The sequence below is a fragment of the Limnohabitans sp. genome, assembly GCF_046052825.1.
In the GTDB taxonomy this organism is placed as follows: domain Bacteria; phylum Pseudomonadota; class Gammaproteobacteria; order Burkholderiales; family Burkholderiaceae_C; genus Limnohabitans.
Genome location: NZ_JAVLFP010000101.1, coordinates 60,447 through 76,443 on the forward strand (window position 1 = coordinate 60,447; position 15,997 = coordinate 76,443).

12 protein-coding genes and 3 tRNA genes are annotated in these 15,997 nt (G+C 55.4%); 11 read left to right on the forward strand and 4 right to left on the reverse strand.

Annotated elements, in window-relative coordinates; translation table 11 throughout:
* Nucleotides 1-2: 2 nt before the first annotated feature.
* Nucleotides 3-1,124, reverse strand: coding sequence for a ferrochelatase (hemH, locus tag ACKWJN_RS16125; protein ID WP_408598604.1), 1,122 nt, complete (start codon nucleotides 1,122-1,124; stop codon nucleotides 3-5).
* On the opposite strand from hemH, the gene ACKWJN_RS16130 reads away from it, so the two are divergent.
* Complete coding sequence (locus ACKWJN_RS16130; RefSeq protein ID WP_408598605.1) at nucleotides 1,123-1,818, forward strand: HAD family hydrolase; 696 nt, start codon at nucleotides 1,123-1,125, stop codon at nucleotides 1,816-1,818. The two genes, hemH and ACKWJN_RS16130, sit on opposite strands and share 2 nt — an antisense overlap.
* Here ACKWJN_RS16130 and hpnE read toward each other — a convergent pair.
* The 3 genes from hpnE to ACKWJN_RS16145 are packed head-to-tail and all read right to left on the reverse strand — an operon-like array spanning nucleotide 1,780 to nucleotide 4,683.
* Complete coding sequence (gene hpnE / locus ACKWJN_RS16135; RefSeq protein WP_408598606.1) at nucleotides 1,780-3,051, reverse strand: hydroxysqualene dehydroxylase HpnE; 1,272 nt, start codon at nucleotides 3,049-3,051, stop codon at nucleotides 1,780-1,782. The two genes, ACKWJN_RS16130 and hpnE, sit on opposite strands and share 39 nt — an antisense overlap.
* 6 nt (nucleotides 3,052-3,057) lie before the next feature.
* Entirely contained in the window at nucleotides 3,058-3,897 is an 840-nt protein-coding gene (gene hpnD, locus ACKWJN_RS16140; protein WP_408598607.1) for a presqualene diphosphate synthase HpnD, read from the reverse strand.
* A 30-nt stretch (nucleotides 3,898-3,927) separates the two neighbouring features.
* Entirely contained in the window at nucleotides 3,928-4,683 is a 756-nt protein-coding gene (locus tag ACKWJN_RS16145; RefSeq protein WP_408598609.1) for a squalene/phytoene synthase family protein, read from the reverse strand.
* 82 nt (nucleotides 4,684-4,765) lie between these two features.
* Between ACKWJN_RS16145 and ACKWJN_RS16150 the strand changes: the two genes are divergently transcribed.
* The 10 genes from ACKWJN_RS16150 to ACKWJN_RS16195 all read left to right on the forward strand — a co-directional run.
* A complete protein-coding gene (locus ACKWJN_RS16150) occupies nucleotides 4,766-5,875 on the forward strand; it encodes an efflux RND transporter periplasmic adaptor subunit (protein ID WP_408598611.1) in 1,110 nt (369 codons plus the stop codon).
* An 8-nt stretch (nucleotides 5,876-5,883) separates the two neighbouring features.
* Nucleotides 5,884-8,997: an efflux RND transporter permease subunit gene (locus tag ACKWJN_RS16155; protein WP_408598613.1), complete on the forward strand. Its 3,114-nt coding sequence runs from the start codon at nucleotides 5,884-5,886 to the stop codon at nucleotides 8,995-8,997.
* A gap of 78 nt (nucleotides 8,998-9,075) precedes the next feature.
* Nucleotides 9,076-9,162 (forward strand) — tRNA-Leu (locus ACKWJN_RS16160).
* A gap of 64 nt (nucleotides 9,163-9,226) precedes the next feature.
* Nucleotides 9,227-10,537, forward strand: coding sequence for a trigger factor (gene tig / locus ACKWJN_RS16165; RefSeq protein ID WP_408598614.1), 1,311 nt, complete (start codon nucleotides 9,227-9,229; stop codon nucleotides 10,535-10,537).
* A gap of 27 nt (nucleotides 10,538-10,564) precedes the next feature.
* A complete protein-coding gene (clpP, locus tag ACKWJN_RS16170; protein ID WP_100144176.1) occupies nucleotides 10,565-11,173 on the forward strand; it encodes an ATP-dependent Clp endopeptidase proteolytic subunit ClpP in 609 nt (202 codons plus the stop codon).
* Between the two features lie 114 nt (nucleotides 11,174-11,287).
* Nucleotides 11,288-12,553 (forward strand): ATP-dependent Clp protease ATP-binding subunit ClpX, encoded by a 1,266-nt coding sequence (gene clpX / locus ACKWJN_RS16175; RefSeq protein ID WP_408598616.1) that lies wholly within the window; start codon nucleotides 11,288-11,290, stop codon nucleotides 12,551-12,553.
* 57 nt (nucleotides 12,554-12,610) lie between these two features.
* Nucleotides 12,611-15,025 (forward strand): endopeptidase La, encoded by a 2,415-nt coding sequence (gene lon / locus ACKWJN_RS16180; RefSeq protein WP_408598618.1) that lies wholly within the window; start codon nucleotides 12,611-12,613, stop codon nucleotides 15,023-15,025.
* A 54-nt stretch (nucleotides 15,026-15,079) separates the two neighbouring features.
* Nucleotides 15,080-15,155, forward strand: a tRNA-Gly gene (locus tag ACKWJN_RS16185).
* A gap of 44 nt (nucleotides 15,156-15,199) precedes the next feature.
* Nucleotides 15,200-15,273, forward strand: a tRNA-Cys gene (locus ACKWJN_RS16190).
* A 98-nt stretch (nucleotides 15,274-15,371) separates the two neighbouring features.
* Nucleotides 15,372-15,997, forward strand: a 626-nt coding sequence (locus ACKWJN_RS16195; protein WP_408598620.1) for a tyrosine-type recombinase/integrase, incomplete at its 3' end; no start/stop codon positions are given.

Here is a 15,997-nt window from a genome sequence, read left to right on the forward strand (position 1 = left end):
GTTCAGTTGTCAGCGCCTAGCCCAAGGGCTTGTTGTCTGCTGATGTCCAAATCTTGAGACTGGTGTGTTGGCATAGGCCAACCTTGCATGTGCTGCAGGCACAAACTGCGCATGCCATCAACCCACGGTGGACTGTCGTTGAGGCAGGCGATGTAGTGGAAGGTTTCTCCCCCCGCATGGTGGAAGGCCTCTTGGGCTTCTTGGGCAATTTCTTCCAATGTCTCCAAGCAGTCACTGGTGAAGCCGGGGCAAATCAAATCCACCCGCTTGATACCTTGTTGTGCCATGGCGATGAGGGTGGGCTCGGTGTAGGGCTGGAGCCATTTGGCTTTGCCAAAGCGCGATTGGAATGTGACTTGGTATTGGTCTTTTTGCAGACCCAAAGCCTCAGCCAGCAGGCGCGCTGTTTTGTAGCACTCGCAGTGGTAAGGGTCGCCCAGGTACAAGGTGCGCTCTGGCACGCCATGAAAACTCATGACCAAACGCTCGGCTTGCCCGTGTTGTGTCCAGTGTTGCCGCACGCGTGCAGCCAAAGCGCCGATGTATCCCGGATGATCGTGGTAGTGGTTGATGAATCGAAACTCAGGCAACAAGCGTGTGCCGAGTCCCCAGCGGTAGAAAGCATCGAACACGCTGGCCGTGGTGGTGCCTGAGTATTGTGGGTAAGCTGGCAACACCAGCACACGCGTGGCGCCCTGAGCTTTGAGGGCATCCAGTTGAGACGGGATGTTGTGGCTGCCGTAACGCATGGCGTAGTCCACGATCACGTCTTCGCCGTGTTGGTTGAACGCCTCTTGCAGGGCTTGCGCTTGCCGTTGGGTCCAGACCTTGAGGGGAGAGCCCTCAGCGGTCCAAATGCTGGCGTATTTGAGGGCAGATTTGGCAGGGCGAATGCGCAAGATGATGCCGTGCAAGATGGCCATCCACAGCAGGCGCGGGATTTCAACCACCCGTCGATCGCCCAAAAACTCGGCCAAATAGGTCCGCAGTGCTTTGGCGGTGGGGGCGTCGGGCGTACCAAGGTTGCACAGCAAGACGGCAGTGCGCGGAGCTTGTCCGTGGGTAAAGCCAGGTTCGGGGGTGAAAGCAGGTTTGATCAGCATGCGGTATTCTCGCCCAGACATGATTGAGCTTCACCAAATCCAAGCCATCACTTTCGACCTTGACGACACTCTGTGGCCTATCGCGCCCACGATTGCGCATGCAGATCACATGCTCGCCACTTGGCTGGCCACCCATGCCCCTCAAACTGCCGTCTTGTCCGCAGATTTGGCGCTGCGACGCGAGATTCGTGGACTCATTGAAACGCAACATCCTGACCGTCATCACGATTTGAGCTTTTTACGGCTGGCCTCGATTCGCGAGACCTTGCGTCGCGCAGGAGAGCCCGAGCATTTGGCGGAGCCTGCGTTTGAGGCATTTTTTGCCGGTCGCAACCAGGTGTTTGTGTTCGATGGTGTGTTGCAAGCCCTAGAGCGCTTGGCGGCACGCTTCCCCCTGGTGGCGGTCTCCAACGGCAATGCCGATGTGTTTCGCACCCCAGTCGGGCCTTACTTTCAGGCCTCGGTGAGTGCGCGCGATTGTGGTGTGGCCAAGCCCGATCCGCGCATTTTTCAGGCGGCCGCGCAACAACTTGGTTTACCGCCTCAGGCGGTGTTGCATGTGGGAGACGACGCCTTGGCCGATGCCGTGGGGGCGCGAGCAGTGGGCATGCAAGCGGTCTGGGTCAACACCCATGACCGCGATTGGCCTCACGACTCCAGCCAGCCGTTGACCTTGTCAGAGGTGACGCAGCTGTGTGACCACTTGCTGCCCTGAGCGGACGGCTCCTTCCAGGGTGGACGGGTAGGGGCCTTGCACGTAGTCGCCGCAGGCATACAGAGAAGGGGCGATGGAGGCCTCGGGCCTGATTTGCCCTGGCGTGCAAGAGAGGGTCGCTCTTTTTTCAACCACAGTCTGAATGATGTGCAGGTGTGTCAGACCTAATTGGTGTGTCACTTGTTGCTGCACGCGTTGGGCCAGGTCTTCACGCTCCCCTTGGCTGGCGCTGACCACGCAGGCCAGTAAGCCGGGTTGCCCCGTCAGTGCCGAGCGGTCAAAGACAAATTGCGCCGGTTGCGTGGCATGAGTGTGCAAGGCCAACATAGGATGGGGCAGGCCCTGAAAGTTGGCTGCGGTGCAATGCAAATAGACCGTGGTGATGGCTGCGTGAGACAGAAGACTTGCTTGACGTGACCAAGCCGGGTGAGTGTCTTGCGTCAAGCGTGCCGCCTCCCAGGCCGGACATGCCAATATAACGACTTGGTTTGCATTCGGTTGAAATTTGGGCGATTGCAGGTGAGCCGCCGTGATGCGTTGCCCGAGGTGAATGCGAGCGCCGCGCTCAGCCAGCCAAGCGAGGCACGCATGGGGAAACAGCGCACTGAGGTCGGTGGTGGGTATCAGCAAGTCGGCGCTGCCTGGGCCACCTTGTATCGCATCGCGCAAGACGCGTAAAAAAACCAAGGCACTGGCTTGCTCAACGGAGGTGTTCAAGGCCGACAAGCACAAGGGCTCGATGAGCTGTTGCACCACCCGATGGGTGAGTTTGTGGTGAGCGCAAAGCTGGATCACGGTCCACGCCGCAGGGCAAGTGAAGCCTTGACGTTGCCATTGCCAACATGCCGTCAACAAGCTGATTTTGTCGAGCCAGTGCCAGCCCCTGGCCTGTGCAATGCCCGCGAGGACATTCCAGGGCTGAGGCAAATGGGGCAAGGCCAAGCCTTGGCCATCGGCAAAACGCAGGTTCAAGGGGATGCGTTGGAGCAGCGCCTCAGGGTCAAGGCCGACCGTGCGCATCAAGCTCAGTGTGTCTCGGTAGGCGCCAATCAGCACATGCTGACCGTTGTCCAGGGGGTGCCCAGATGCGTGTTGGGCCAGGCTACGCGCGCGCCCTCCAGCAACATGGGCGGTGTCGTACAGGTGGATATGCCAGCCGTCTTGGGTGGCTGCAACGGCTGCAGAGAGCCCCGCCCAACCGGCGCCCACAATGCGAAGGTGTTTCTCGTGCACGGTCGCTCAGAACCGACCTAAAGCTTGCATCTTCCAGGCCAGCCAGAGTTTGCGCACAGGCGTCAGGGCCACACGCTGGTTCAGCACCGGAAACCCTTGTGCTTCGATCTCGCGCAACAAGGTGCGGTAGATGCTGGCCATCATCAAGCCTGGTTTTTGGGTTCGCCAATCTGTTGGCGGCAATTGACCCAAGGCTTGGTCGTACAAATCATGGGCGCGTTGGGCTTGAAATTTCATCAGCGCTTGAAAGCGCTCAGAGTCCAACCGGTTGAGCACCTCGTGAGCTTTGACATCAAATTGCTGAAGCTCAGACACGGGCAAATAAATGCGTCCTCGCATCGCATCTTCACCCACATCCCGGATGATGTTGGTGAGTTGAAATGCCTGACCGAGCGTGTGCGCATAGACGGTGGTGGCAGGGTCGGTTTGACCAAAGATGCGTGCAGACACCTCGCCGACGACACCTGCAACCAAGTGGCAGTATCGGGATAGGTTGGGGTAGTCGAGGTAGCGTGTCTGGGTGAGGTCCATCTGGCAGCCCTCGATCACCGATTGCAGCATGGCTTCTTGAATGCCAAATTCACTGCACAGTGGCCATAACGCTTGCGTCACAGGATGCTGGGGGTGACCTGCAAAAGATTGGTGAACCTCGTTGCGCCACCACGCCAGTTTGGTGTTGGCCACACCCGGGTCAGTCACTTCATCGACCACGTCATCGACTTCGCGACAAAAGGCATAGAACGCGGTGATGGCTGCGCGTCGTTGTGCGGGCAAAAACAAGAAGGCGTAATAAAAACTGCTGCCCGATGAAGCCGCTTTGTGTTGGACGTATTGTTGGGGTGTCATGTCAGGGGCCATTATCTGGGCTTGTTGGGCTCACATGCGTAAGCTTCGCCACGCCACGCGCGCTAGGTCAAGGCGAGAGAGACGGGGGCGCAATTGTTGTGCATCCAGTTTGTCCAAGATGCACAAACCGCCTTGCACCACGGCCCGGAGCTCCCAACCTGCGCGCCCAGGGATGCGTTTGGCCAAAGCAGCGCCTTGCATCATCAGTTGGCGGGCAAATGTCAGCTCTTGTGCCAAGGTGTGACCTTGGGGCAAGTAGTCGCGACCGCGCGACAAGTCTTGTTGGCGGTCTTGCCAAAAGTTGATGAGTTGCAGTGCGGTGCAGATGGCGTCGCTTTGCGCGAGGGAGAGCGCGTCTGTGACCCCATACAAGTGGAGCATCAAACGTCCCACCGGATTGGCCGAGCGGCGGCAGTAATCGAGCAGTTCAGCGCGACTGCCATAGCCTTGACCCAAGCGGGTGAAGCGCACATCTTGTTCAAAAGCATCCAACAGATCATGCAGAGCTTGGAGGGGCAGTTGATGCAGCGTGATGACACGCCCTAACACCTTGAACAAAGCCGGCCAGCGTTCGCTTTGCGTGGCTGCTTCTGTCGTGCAGGTCAAGAGGTCGGCACGGTATTGGGCCAGCTCAAGCAGTCTGTGTTCAGCTGATGCGTCGCCTTCATCTGCGATGTCGTCCGCCGTGCGGGCGAAGTGGTACAGGGCGGTGACAGCGGGGCGTAAATGGACCGGGCACAGCCAAGACGCCACAGGGAAATTTTCGTAATGGTCAATGCTGGACATGGTATGGAGCGATTGTCGCTTGACAGTTCAGGCGCCTTTGCTAAAATTAATAACCAGTCAGTCATTAAATTTAGAGTACTTTATGGCGTATTTTTTCGAGAGAGTTGGCCGTGTTGTGTTGGTTTCTGCGTGCTTGCAAGCCCTGGTGGCTTGCCACAAGGTGGAACCCCTGCAAGAGCCTGTTCGAGCTGTCAAGGTCATGACGGTGGGCGCCGCCGCTTCTGAGCTAGAGCTGGAGTTTTCTGGCGACATACGGGCTCGGTTTGAGACCAGTTTGGGTTTTCGGGTGGCCGGCAAATTGATGAACCGCACGGTGGAATTGGGACAGCGTGTCAAAGTGGGTCAAGAGTTGGCCCAAATTGATCCCCAAGACTACCGTTTGGCTGCGGAGGCGTCAGCGGCCCAGGTTTTGGTGGCTCAGACCAACCGCGATTTGGCTGAGGCTGACCTCAAGCGTTACCAAGATTTGTTCACGCAGGGCTTCATCAGCGCGGCCGAGTTGGAGCGTCGACAAGCCGCCTTCAAAGCCGCACAAGCCCAATGGCAACAAGCACAGGCACAGAACGCGGTGCAAGGCAACCAGTCGAACTACACGCGCTTGGTGGCTGACGGGGCTGGGGTGATCACTGCGGTGGAAGCCAACCCAGGCCAGGTGCTGGCGGCCGGTCAATCGGTGGTTCGCCTGGCAATTGACGGGGCGCGTGACGTGGTGTTCTCCGTGCCGGAAGACAAATTGCGTGGGCTCAACGTGGGGGCCTCAGTGGATGTTCGCTTGTGGAACAGTGGGAAGACCTTGAAAGCTCAGTTGCGCGATGTGTCTGCCAGTGCTGACCCCATCACCCGTACCTTTGTGGTCAAGGCCATGTTGCCGGCGTCACTGGGACCCGATGCGTCGGATGTGGTGTTGGGGGCCACGGTCAGCGTGTCGCTGCCGTCGATGGCCATGACTTCTGGTGTGCCACGCGTGACCTTGCCTACCAGCGCTTTGCGCCAGGAGGGCGGGGCGACTTGCGTGTGGCTGCTGGATGCCCAAAGCATGACCGTGAAATCACAGAAGGTGGACGTGCACACCGCAGACGGCAACCAGGCGGTGGTGAGCGCAGGCCTGAAAAACGGTGACCAAGTGGTGATCTCTGGCGTGCATGTGCTCACCGCTGGACAAAAGGTCTCGTTGTATTCGGTGCGTGAGTGAGAGTCGGTATGAACAAGTTCAATCTTTCACAATGGGCGCTGGAGCATCCAGCGCTGACGCGCTATCTGATGGTCGTTTTGATGCTGCTGGGCATCGCTGCTTATTTCCATTTGGGGCAAGACGAAGATCCACCTTTTACTTTTCGAGCGATGGTGGTGCGCACTTACTGGCCAGGTGCCACTGCCCAGCAAGTGGCCGAGCAGGTGACCGACAAATTGGAACGCACCCTGCAGGAGGTGCCTTATGCCGACAAGATTCGCAGCTACTCCAAGCCGGGCGAGTCACAAATCATTTTCCAGATCAAAGACTCGTCGCGGGCTGCCGATGTGCCCAACGTGTGGTACTCCGTCCGTAAAAAAATTGGAGATATCCGTTACACCTTGCCTGCGGGTGTTCAAGGTCCTTTTTTCAACGATGAATTTGGGGATGTGTTTGGCGTTATCTATGCGTTGGATGCACCGGGTTTCAACCCGGCTGAAGTGAAACGTTTTGCAGACGACGTTCGACAACAACTGTTGCGTGTGCCTTATGTGGCCAAGGTCGAACAGTTTGGCGTGCAAGACGAAAAAATCTTCATTGAAATTCCTCAAAAGCGTTTGGTTCAACTCGGGCTAGATTTCAATGCGGTGTTGGCGCAGTTGGGTCAAGAAAACGTGGTGGAAAACCCTGGCGCTGTTCAAACCCCTCTGGACGTGGTGCAAGTACGCATCGAAGGCCAATTTGAAAAAGTCGCCCAACTTCGAGGCATGCCGATTCGAGGAAGTTCGGGTCAGCAGCTGCGTCTTGGCGACATCGCTACCATCACACGTGGTTACGCCGAGCCACCCGTGGTGAAAGTGCACCACCAAGGACAGCCTGTGGTCGCCTTGGGGGTGTCGATGGCCAAAGGTGGGGACATCATTGCGTTGGGCAAATCCCTCCAAGAGGCGACGCAAAAAATTGAGACCACCTTGCCCGTTGGCGTTCGGTTGGTTCAGGTCCAAGACCAACCCAAAGCCGTCAAACAGTCGGTGAATGAATTTGTGGGCGTGTTGATTGAGGCGGTTCTTATTGTCTTGGTTGTGAGCTTTGTGGCTTTGGGCTTGCACAAGGGGGGGCGATTCGGTTGGTATGTCGACATACGTCCGGGTTTGGTGGTGGCCATCACCATTCCTTTGGTACTCGCCATGACCTTCTTGGCCATGGATTACTTGGGCATTGGCCTGCACAAAATCTCACTGGGTTCATTGATCATTGCTTTGGGCTTGTTGGTGGACGATGCCATCATTTCGGTGGAAATGATGGTTCGCAAAATGGAAGAGGGCTATGACCGTGTGCGTGCGGCGACGTTTGCCTATGAAGTCACCGCCATGCCGATGTTGACAGGAACCCTGATCACTGCCGCTGGCTTCTTGCCGATTGGAACCGCCAAGTCGACCGTGGGTGAGTACACCTATGCGATCTTTGCTGTGACTGTCCTGGCCCTGCTGTTGAGCTGGTGGGTGTCGGTTTACTTTGTGCCCTACTTGGGCGTTTGGTTGCTGAAAGTCAAAGCACACCAGCCGCATGAAGCCTCGCATGAATTGTTTGATGGCCCGTTTTATTCGCGCTTTCGCCAAGCGGTGACTTGGTGTGTGGTGCACCGCTGGAAAGCCATTGGCATCACGTTGCTGCTGTTTGTTTTAGGCTTGGTCGGCATGGGACGCGTGCAACAACAGTTCTTCCCCGACTCAAGTCGACCTGAAATTTTGGTGGATTTGTGGTTTCCAGAGGGCACCTCTTTCAAACTCAATGAGTCTGTGTCCCGAGCGGTCGAGCAGCGTTTGCTCAAAGAGGCGGGTGTCGAGACCGTGAGCACCTGGATCGGTTCGGGCGTTCCTCGTTTCTATTTGCCATTGGATCAGGTGTTTCCTCAAACCAATGTGTCACAACTGATCGTGGTGCCTGAAAGCATGAAGCGGCGCGAATCTCTGCGACTGGCACTGCCTGCAATATTGGCGCAAGAGTTCCCGGAGGTCCGCGCCCGTGTGAAGCTGCTGCCCAGTGGTCCACCTGTGGCATACCCGGTTCAATTCAGGGTTGTGGGGCCTGATCCCGCTGTTTTGCGCCGGTATGCCGATGAGGTCAAGGCGGTGATGCGCGCCGACCCCACCACCCGTGGCGTGAACGACAACTGGAATGAGTCGATCAAGGTCATTCGCTTGGAAGTTGATCAAGCCAAGGCGCGAACCTTGGGCGTGACCAGTCAATCGTTGGCGCAAGCCTCTCGCACCTTGCTGGTCGGTTCTACGGTGGAGCAATTCCGTGAAGACAACAAGCTCATCGACATCGTGTTGCGGCAACCTTTGCAAGAACGTGATGCCATCAGTGATTTGACCAATGCCTACGTGCCCTCGTCCAGTGGCCAAATGATTGCATTGACAGAAATTGCCAAGCCCGTTTTTTCATGGGAGCCAGGGGTCATGTGGCGTGAAGGTCGCGAATATGCGATCACCGTTCAGAGCGACATCATCGAAGGCTTGCAAGGCGCGACCGTGACGCAACAGTTGTTGCCTCAATTGCAAAAACTCGAAGCGCAATGGTCACACAGTCAAGACACGGGCTACCGAATTCAGGTGGCTGGCGCGGTGGAGGAAAGCGCCAAAGGATCGAGTTCGATTTCTGCAGGCATGCCGCTGATGCTGTTCATCACCTTCACGTTGCTGATGCTGCAGTTGCAAAGTTTCAGCCGTTCAGTGCTGGTGTTTTTGACGGGGCCATTGGGTTTGGCCGGGGTGGCAGCCGCTTTGCTGGCGCTCGATCGGCCCTTTGGTTTCGTGGCTTTGCTGGGCGTCATTGCACTCATGGGCATGATTCAGCGCAACTCAGTGATTTTGATTGACCAAATTGAACAAGACCGAGCTCAAGGTGTCGTGGCTTGGGAGGCGATTGTCGAGGCCGCTGTGAGGCGTTTGCGTCCGATTGTGTTGACTGCCGCTGCCGCTGTGTTGGCCATGATTCCTTTGACGCGAAGCGTGTTTTGGGGCCCGATGGCCGTTGCCATCATGGGGGGCTTGGCATTGGCCACAGTGCTGACTTTGTTGACCTTGCCCGCCATGTATGCTGCTTGGTTCCGTGTCGAGGTACCAAAACCAGCACCGTAAACAGATAAAATAACAGGTTGACCGATTTCAAGCGGGTGGTCTTGCACAAAGGCCGCCCGTTGTTCTTTGAAAAAACCCGCGCGGGTGGCGAAATTGGTAGACGCACCAGGTTTAGGTCCTGACGTCCGCAAGGATGTGCGGGTTCGAGTCCCGCCCCGCGCACCACATGATTCATGGTGGCTGGCCCCAAACGGGCCGCTGCTGACAATGCCAATTTAGGAGAAACCGCATGGCTGTGACCGTTGAAACTTTGGAAAAACTGGAACGCAAGATCACACTGACCTTGCCCGTTGATGTCATCGCCAAAGAAGTGGATGTGCGCCTCAAGCGCGTGGCGCGTCAAGTCAAGATTGACGGCTTTCGCCCAGGCAAAGTGCCCATGAACATCGTGGCACAACGCTACGGCTATTCCACCCACTACGAAGTCATGAACGACAAAGTGGGCCAAGCCTTTACAGCTGCTACCAACGAGGCCAAGTTGCGCGTGGCGGGTCAGCCCCGTATTTCTGAAAAAGAAGGCTCACCTGAAGGTGAAATGGCTTTTGAGGCTATTTTCGAGGTTTATCCCGAAGTCAAGATAGGCGATTTGTCCAGCATTGACGTTGAAAAAGCATCTGCTGAAGTGACCGATGCCGCCATCGACAAAACCATTGAAATTTTGCGCAAGCAGCGCCGCACCTTTGCTCAGCGTGGATTGACGGGTGCGGCCGAAGACAGCGACCGCGTGACCATTGATTTTGAAGGCAAGATCGACGGCGAGCCCTTCCAAGGCGGTAAAGCCGAAGACTTTCAATTCTTGCTGGGCGAAGGCCAAATGCTCAAAGAATTCGAAGACGCGGTGCGCGGCATGAAGCCTGGCGAAAGCAAAACTTTCCCGTTGAACTTTCCTGCCGATTACCACGGCAAAGACGTGGCGGGTAAGCAAGCCGACTTCTTGGTGACTTTGAAAAAGGTTGAAGCGGCTCATATGCCTGAAGTGACCGACGAGTTGGCCAAGTCATTGGGTGTGGCCGATGCCAGCGTCGCAGGCTTGCGCGCTGACATCAAAAACAACTTGGAGCGCGAAGTGAAGTTCCGTTTGCTGGGGCGCAACAAGCAAGCTGCATTGGATGCATTGGTCACGGTGGCAGAGTTGGACTTGCCCAAGTCGAGCGTGCAAGCCGAAGTGGATCGCATGATCGAAGGTGCTCGTGCTGATTTGAAAGCACGCGGCATCAAAGACGCCGACAAAGCGCCAATTCCTGATGACGTGTTCCGCCCACAAGCTGAAAAGCGTGTGCGCATGGGCTTGGTGGTGGCTGAATTGGTCCGCAACCATGAACTGCACGCCACGGCTGAGCAGATCAAAGCCCACATTGAAGAGCTCGCATCGAGCTATGAAAAGCCAGCTGATGTGGTCAAGTGGTACTACAGCGATATGAGCCGTTTGGGTGAAGTTGAAGCCATCGTCATTGAAAACAACGTGACCGACTTCATCTTGTCTAAGGCCAAGGTCACAGCCAAGGCTGTGTCATTCGACGAATTGATGGGTCAATCCTGATCGGTCTTCGTCAACCAAGGAAACACTATGAGCGCACTGGACACACAAGCCCTGGGAATGATCCCCATGGTGATCGAGCAGTCGGGCCGCGGCGAGCGGTCTTACGACATTTATTCACGCCTGCTCAAAGAGCGCGTGATTTTTTTGGTGGGCCCTGTCAATGACCAAACTGCCAATTTGGTGGTGGCTCAGTTGTTGTTTTTGGAAAGCGAAAATCCTGACAAGGATATTTCGCTTTACATCAACTCGCCCGGTGGCTCAGTGAGTGCGGGTATGGCAATTTTCGACACCATGAATTTCGTCAAGCCTCAAGTCTCGACGCTTTGCATTGGCATGGCGGCCAGCATGGGGGCTTTCTTGTTGGCCGCAGGTGAAAAGGGCAAGCGCTTTTCATTGCCTAACTCGAAAGTCATGATCCACCAGCCTTTGGGCGGTACCCAGGGTCAGGCCACAGAGATAGAAATTCACGCGCGTGAAATTTTGAAAACGCGGGAACAACTCAACCGCATCTTGGCAGAACGAACCGGCCAACCGCTTGAAAAAATTGAGCGGGACACCGAACGTGACTACTACCTGAGTGCTGACGAAGCCAAAGACTACGGCTTGGTCGACCAAGTGATCAACAAGCGCGCTTGATCTGCGTTTGTTTTTGAAGGCGGCGTTTTATTTGGGCCTTTGGGTTCAAAAGCGCCGCTTTTGATTTGGGTATCATCGACGCAACAATTTTTAGCTCCTTCTCAAAGCAATTTCATGGCCGACAAAAAAGGCGCTTCTGGCGAAAAAAACCTCTACTGCTCTTTCTGCGGTAAGAGCCAGCACGAGGTGAAAAAGCTCATCGCAGGACCTTCGGTCTTTATTTGCGATGAGTGCATCGACTTGTGTAACGAGATCATCCGAGATGAACTGCCCGCAGGCGATTTGGCGACAGAGACACGTGGTGACTTGCCCACGCCAGCAGAAATCAAAGCCAACCTTGACAACTATGTCATTGGACAAGAGCCAGCCAAGCGGACCCTGGCCGTGGCGGTTTACAACCACTACAAGCGCTTGAAGCACAAAGAGGTCGCCAAAAAAGAAGATGTTGAGCTGTCCAAAAGCAACATCTTGCTGATTGGCCCCACAGGCTCTGGCAAGACCTTGTTGGCCCAAACCATGGCGCGCATGCTAGACGTGCCGTTTGTCATGGCCGACGCTACCACCCTGACCGAGGCGGGGTATGTGGGTGAAGACGTTGAAAACATCATCCAAAAGTTGCTGCAAAGCTGTAACTACGATGTTGAGCGTGCACAGCGCGGCATTGTGTACATCGACGAGATCGACAAAATTTCGCGCAAATCAGACAACCCCTCTATCACCCGCGATGTGTCGGGCGAAGGTGTGCAGCAAGCCTTGCTCAAGTTGATCGAAGGCACGATGGCCAGCATTCCACCCCAAGGTGGGCGCAAGCACCCCAACCAAGACTTCTTGCAAATTGACACCACCAACATTTTGTTCATTTGTGGCGGTGCGTTTGCGGGGCTTGAAAAAGTCATCGAGAGCCGCACCGAAGCGTCAGGCATCGGATTCGGTGCAACAGTCAAGAGCAAAGAAAGCCGGAGCATCACCGAAGTGTTTGGCGAGGTGGAGCCTCAAGACATCATCAAATTTGGCTTGATTCCTGAATTGGTCGGCCGTATGCCGGTGGTGGCCACCTTGGCTGAGTTGACTGAAGACGCGCTGGTTCAAATCTTGACCGAGCCTAAAAACGCGTTGGTCAAGCAATATGGCAAGTTGTTTGCCATGGAAGGTGCTGAACTTGAAGTTCGCCCCAGCGCTTTGCGCTCTATTGCGAAAAAGGCATTGGCCCGCAAGACGGGGGCACGCGGTTTGCGCTCAATCCTTGAACAATCACTGATTGACACCATGTACGAGTTACCCAATACGACAAATGTCGAAAAAGTGGTGGTGGAAGAAGCCACCATTGAAGAAAACAAACCCCCTTTGTTGGTGTACCGAGAGGCCGCCAAGAAGGCTTAACAGATTCAACTCGGGGACTGCGCTGGTGCGAGTCCCCTTTTTATTGGAAGGCTGACCATGTCTGGACAACCCCCGCTGCCCGCTACCCCGATCGACCTGCCACTGCTGCCTTTGCGCGATGTGGTGGTGTTTCCTCACATGGTGATTCCCTTGTTTGTTGGACGGCCCAAGAGCATCAAAGCACTTGAGTCCGCCATGTCAAGCGATCGCCGCATCATGTTGGTGGCACAAAAGGCTGCCGCCAAAGACGAGCCCTCCGTGGCTGATATGTTTGAGGTGGGCTGTGTCTCGACCATCTTGCAAATGCTCAAACTGCCTGATGGCACCGTCAAGGTTCTGGTTGAAGGCCAACAGCGAGCGCATGTCAATGGGATCGAAGATGGTGAATCCCATTTCAGCGCCAACCTGACCCCTGTTGAAGTGTTGCCCACTGAAACCGACAGCGAAGTCGAGGCCCTGCGCCGCGCCGTGATGCAGCAGTTTGACCAGTACGTCAAATTGAACAAGAAAATTCCTCCCGAAATCTTGACCTCCATCGCCAGCATTGATGACCCCGGACGTTTGGCCGACACCATTGCCGCCCACTTGCCCCTCAAGCTTGAAAACAAGCAGATGGTGTTGGATTTGTCGTTGGTGCGAGACCGCTTGGAAAACTTGTTCGAGCAACTCGAACGCGAGGTGGATATCCTCAACGTGGATAAAAAAATCCGTGGGCGTGTCAAACGTCAGATGGAAAAAAATCAGCGCGACTTCTACCTCAACGAACAAGTCAAAGCCATTCAAAAAGAGTTGGGCGAGGGCGAAGAAGGCGCAGACATCGAAGAGATCGAGAAGAAGATCAAAGCGGCCCGCATGCCTGTCGAAGCACGCAAGAAAGCCGATGCCGAGCTCAAGAAGCTCAAGCTCATGTCACCCATGTCGGCCGAAGCCAGTGTGGTGCGCAACTACATCGATGTCCTGGTGGGCTTGCCTTGGAGCAAAAAGACCAAAATCAAACATGACTTGGGCAACGCTGAGACCGTGCTCAACGAAGACCACTACGGGCTCGATAAGGTCAAAGACCGCATCTTGGAATATCTCGCAGTCCAGCAACGCGTCGATAAGGTCAAAGCGCCTATCCTGTGTTTGGTCGGGCCTCCTGGTGTGGGCAAAACTTCCTTGGGCCAATCCATTGCCAAAGCCACCGGGCGCAAATACGTGCGCATGGCGTTGGGTGGCATGCGCGATGAGGCCGAGATCCGGGGCCATCGTCGCACCTACATCGGGGCCATGCCTGGCAAGGTGTTGCAGAGCCTGACCAAAGTCGGCACGCGCAACCCCTTGTTCTTGCTCGATGAAATCGACAAGCTGGGTACCGACTTCCGAGGAGACCCATCCAGCGCGCTGCTTGAAGTGCTCGACCCTGAACAAAACAACAAGTTCGGTGACCACTACGTGGAGGTCGACTACGACTTGAGCGATGTGATGTTTGTGGCCACCTCCAATTCGATGAACATTCCCCCAGCCCTGCTGGACCGAATGGAAGTGATTCGACTGTCTGGCTACACCGAAGACGAAAAAACGCACATTGCCATGAAATATCTGCTGCCCAAGCAGATGAAAAATAACGGTGTCAAAGACGAAGAATTACGGGTGAACGAATCTGCCGTTCGCGACATCGTGCGCTACTACACCCGCGAAGCAGGTGTGCGCTCGCTCGAGCGAGAGCTGTCCAAAATATGTCGCAAAGTGGTCAAGGCACTGTTGCTCAAACAGATGAAGCCTCAAGTCAGCGTCGATGCTGACAACTTGCCAGATTTCTTAGGTGTTCGCAAATACACCTACGGCCGTGCAGAACAGAAAAACCAAGTCGGGCAAGTGGTGGGCTTGGCCTGGACAGAGGTGGGGGGTGATTTGCTGACCATCGAAGCTGCGGTCATGATGGGCAAGGGCACGATCACACGAACTGGCTCCTTGGGCGACGTGATGAAAGAGTCCGTCGAGGCTGCACGAACCGTGGTGCGTAGTCGCGCGCGAATGCTTGGCATCACCGATGACTTGTTAGAAAAACGCGACATTCACATCCACGTTCCAGACGGCGCAACACCCAAAGACGGCCCCAGTGCCGGTGCTGCGATGACCACGGCCTTGGTGTCTGCGTTGACGGGCATCCCTGTGCGCGCCGATGTGGCCATGACGGGCGAGATCACCTTGCGCGGAGAGGTCACTGCCATTGGGGGGTTGAAAGAAAAACTCTTGGCCGCATTGCGTGGTGGCATCAAGACTGTGTTGATCCCTGAAGAGAACATCAAAGACTTGCAAGAAATACCCGAGAACGTCAAGAACGGCTTGGAAATCGTACCTGTCAAATGGATAGACAAGGTGTTGGAAATAGCACTTGAGCGTTTGCCCACGCCATTGCCAGATGAGGTTCCCGCGTTGACACCTGCAACGCCTGTGGATGCCAGCAAAAGTGAGGCAATCAAACATTGAAAATTTAGACGTGGCTTGCGTTTCGCATGAAAAACGCGTTACAATAGCGGCTCTGCGGGAATAGCTCAGTTGGTAGAGCGCAACCTTGCCAAGGTTGAGGTCGCGAGTTCGAGCCTCGTTTCCCGCTCCAAATCGACAAGGGAAGCAACCGCTTCCCTTTTTCGTCAAAGACATGGCGCGATAGCAAAGCGGTTATGCACCGGATTGCAAATCCGTTTAGCCCAGTTCGACTCTGGGTCGCGCCTCCAAGGTTTATCCTTATAAATCAACAACTTAGCCCCGTGAGGGGCTTTTTGTTTTCTGCTGCTGATGGTCTTGTCCTTCACCTGTCCTTAAAGGTGAACACATGGCGACTTTTCGTAAACGCGGTGACAAATGGCAAGCCCGAGTGCAGCGTTCTGGCCAAGGCCCAATTTCTAAATCTTTCAACACGAAACCCGACGCAGTTAAATGGGCTCGAAATATTGAGTCTCAGTTAGACCTTGGTACGTTTGCGCCAAAACAAACAATGCCGCGCCTGATGCCCTTGATGGTGAGATACGTTGAAGAAGTCACGCCGACTAAAAAGGGTGATTCACAAGAACGCTACAGGGCTGCACAGTGGAAGAAGACGCTGCTCGCTGAAATGCATCTAGATAGGATCACTGGCGAGGTAGTTGCCCAATACCGTGACGCGCGTTTGAAAGAAGTTTCTGCCAATACTGTACGCCTTGAGTTGGCGTTCCTGTCTGTAGTGTTTGAGCAGTGTCGGAAAGAGTGGGGCTTGGCGGTTAGCAACCCAGTGAGGCAGATCAGGATGCCTAAGCCCGGTAAGCCAAGACAACGTCGGTTAGAAACTGGTGAAGAAGATGCACTGCTGGCGGCGTGTAAAGCCTCACGCGCGCATTACTTGCATTCATTCGTTGTGCTGGCCATAGAGACGGGAATGCGTTCTGGTGAGATGCTTGCTATGCGCTGGGAGCATGTGAACCT

Coding starts and splice junctions, on each gene's coding strand:
- hemH (WP_408598604.1), bottom strand. CDS start 1,124: ATGTCTGGGCGAGAATACCGCATGCTGATCAAACCTGCTTTCACCCCC.
- clpX (WP_408598616.1), top strand. CDS start 11,288: ATGGCCGACAAAAAAGGCGCTTCTGGCGAAAAAAACCTCTACTGCTCT.
- lon (WP_408598618.1), top strand. CDS start 12,611: ATGTCTGGACAACCCCCGCTGCCCGCTACCCCGATCGACCTGCCACTG.
- ACKWJN_RS16155 (WP_408598613.1), top strand. CDS start 5,884: ATGAACAAGTTCAATCTTTCACAATGGGCGCTGGAGCATCCAGCGCTG.
- hpnD (WP_408598607.1), bottom strand. CDS start 3,897: ATGACACCCCAACAATACGTCCAACACAAAGCGGCTTCATCGGGCAGC.
- clpP (WP_100144176.1), top strand. CDS start 10,565: ATGAGCGCACTGGACACACAAGCCCTGGGAATGATCCCCATGGTGATC.
- ACKWJN_RS16130 (WP_408598605.1), top strand. CDS start 1,123: ATGATTGAGCTTCACCAAATCCAAGCCATCACTTTCGACCTTGACGAC.
- ACKWJN_RS16145 (WP_408598609.1), bottom strand. CDS start 4,683: ATGTCCAGCATTGACCATTACGAAAATTTCCCTGTGGCGTCTTGGCTG.
- tig (WP_408598614.1), top strand. CDS start 9,227: ATGGCTGTGACCGTTGAAACTTTGGAAAAACTGGAACGCAAGATCACA.
- ACKWJN_RS16150 (WP_408598611.1), top strand. CDS start 4,766: ATGGCGTATTTTTTCGAGAGAGTTGGCCGTGTTGTGTTGGTTTCTGCG.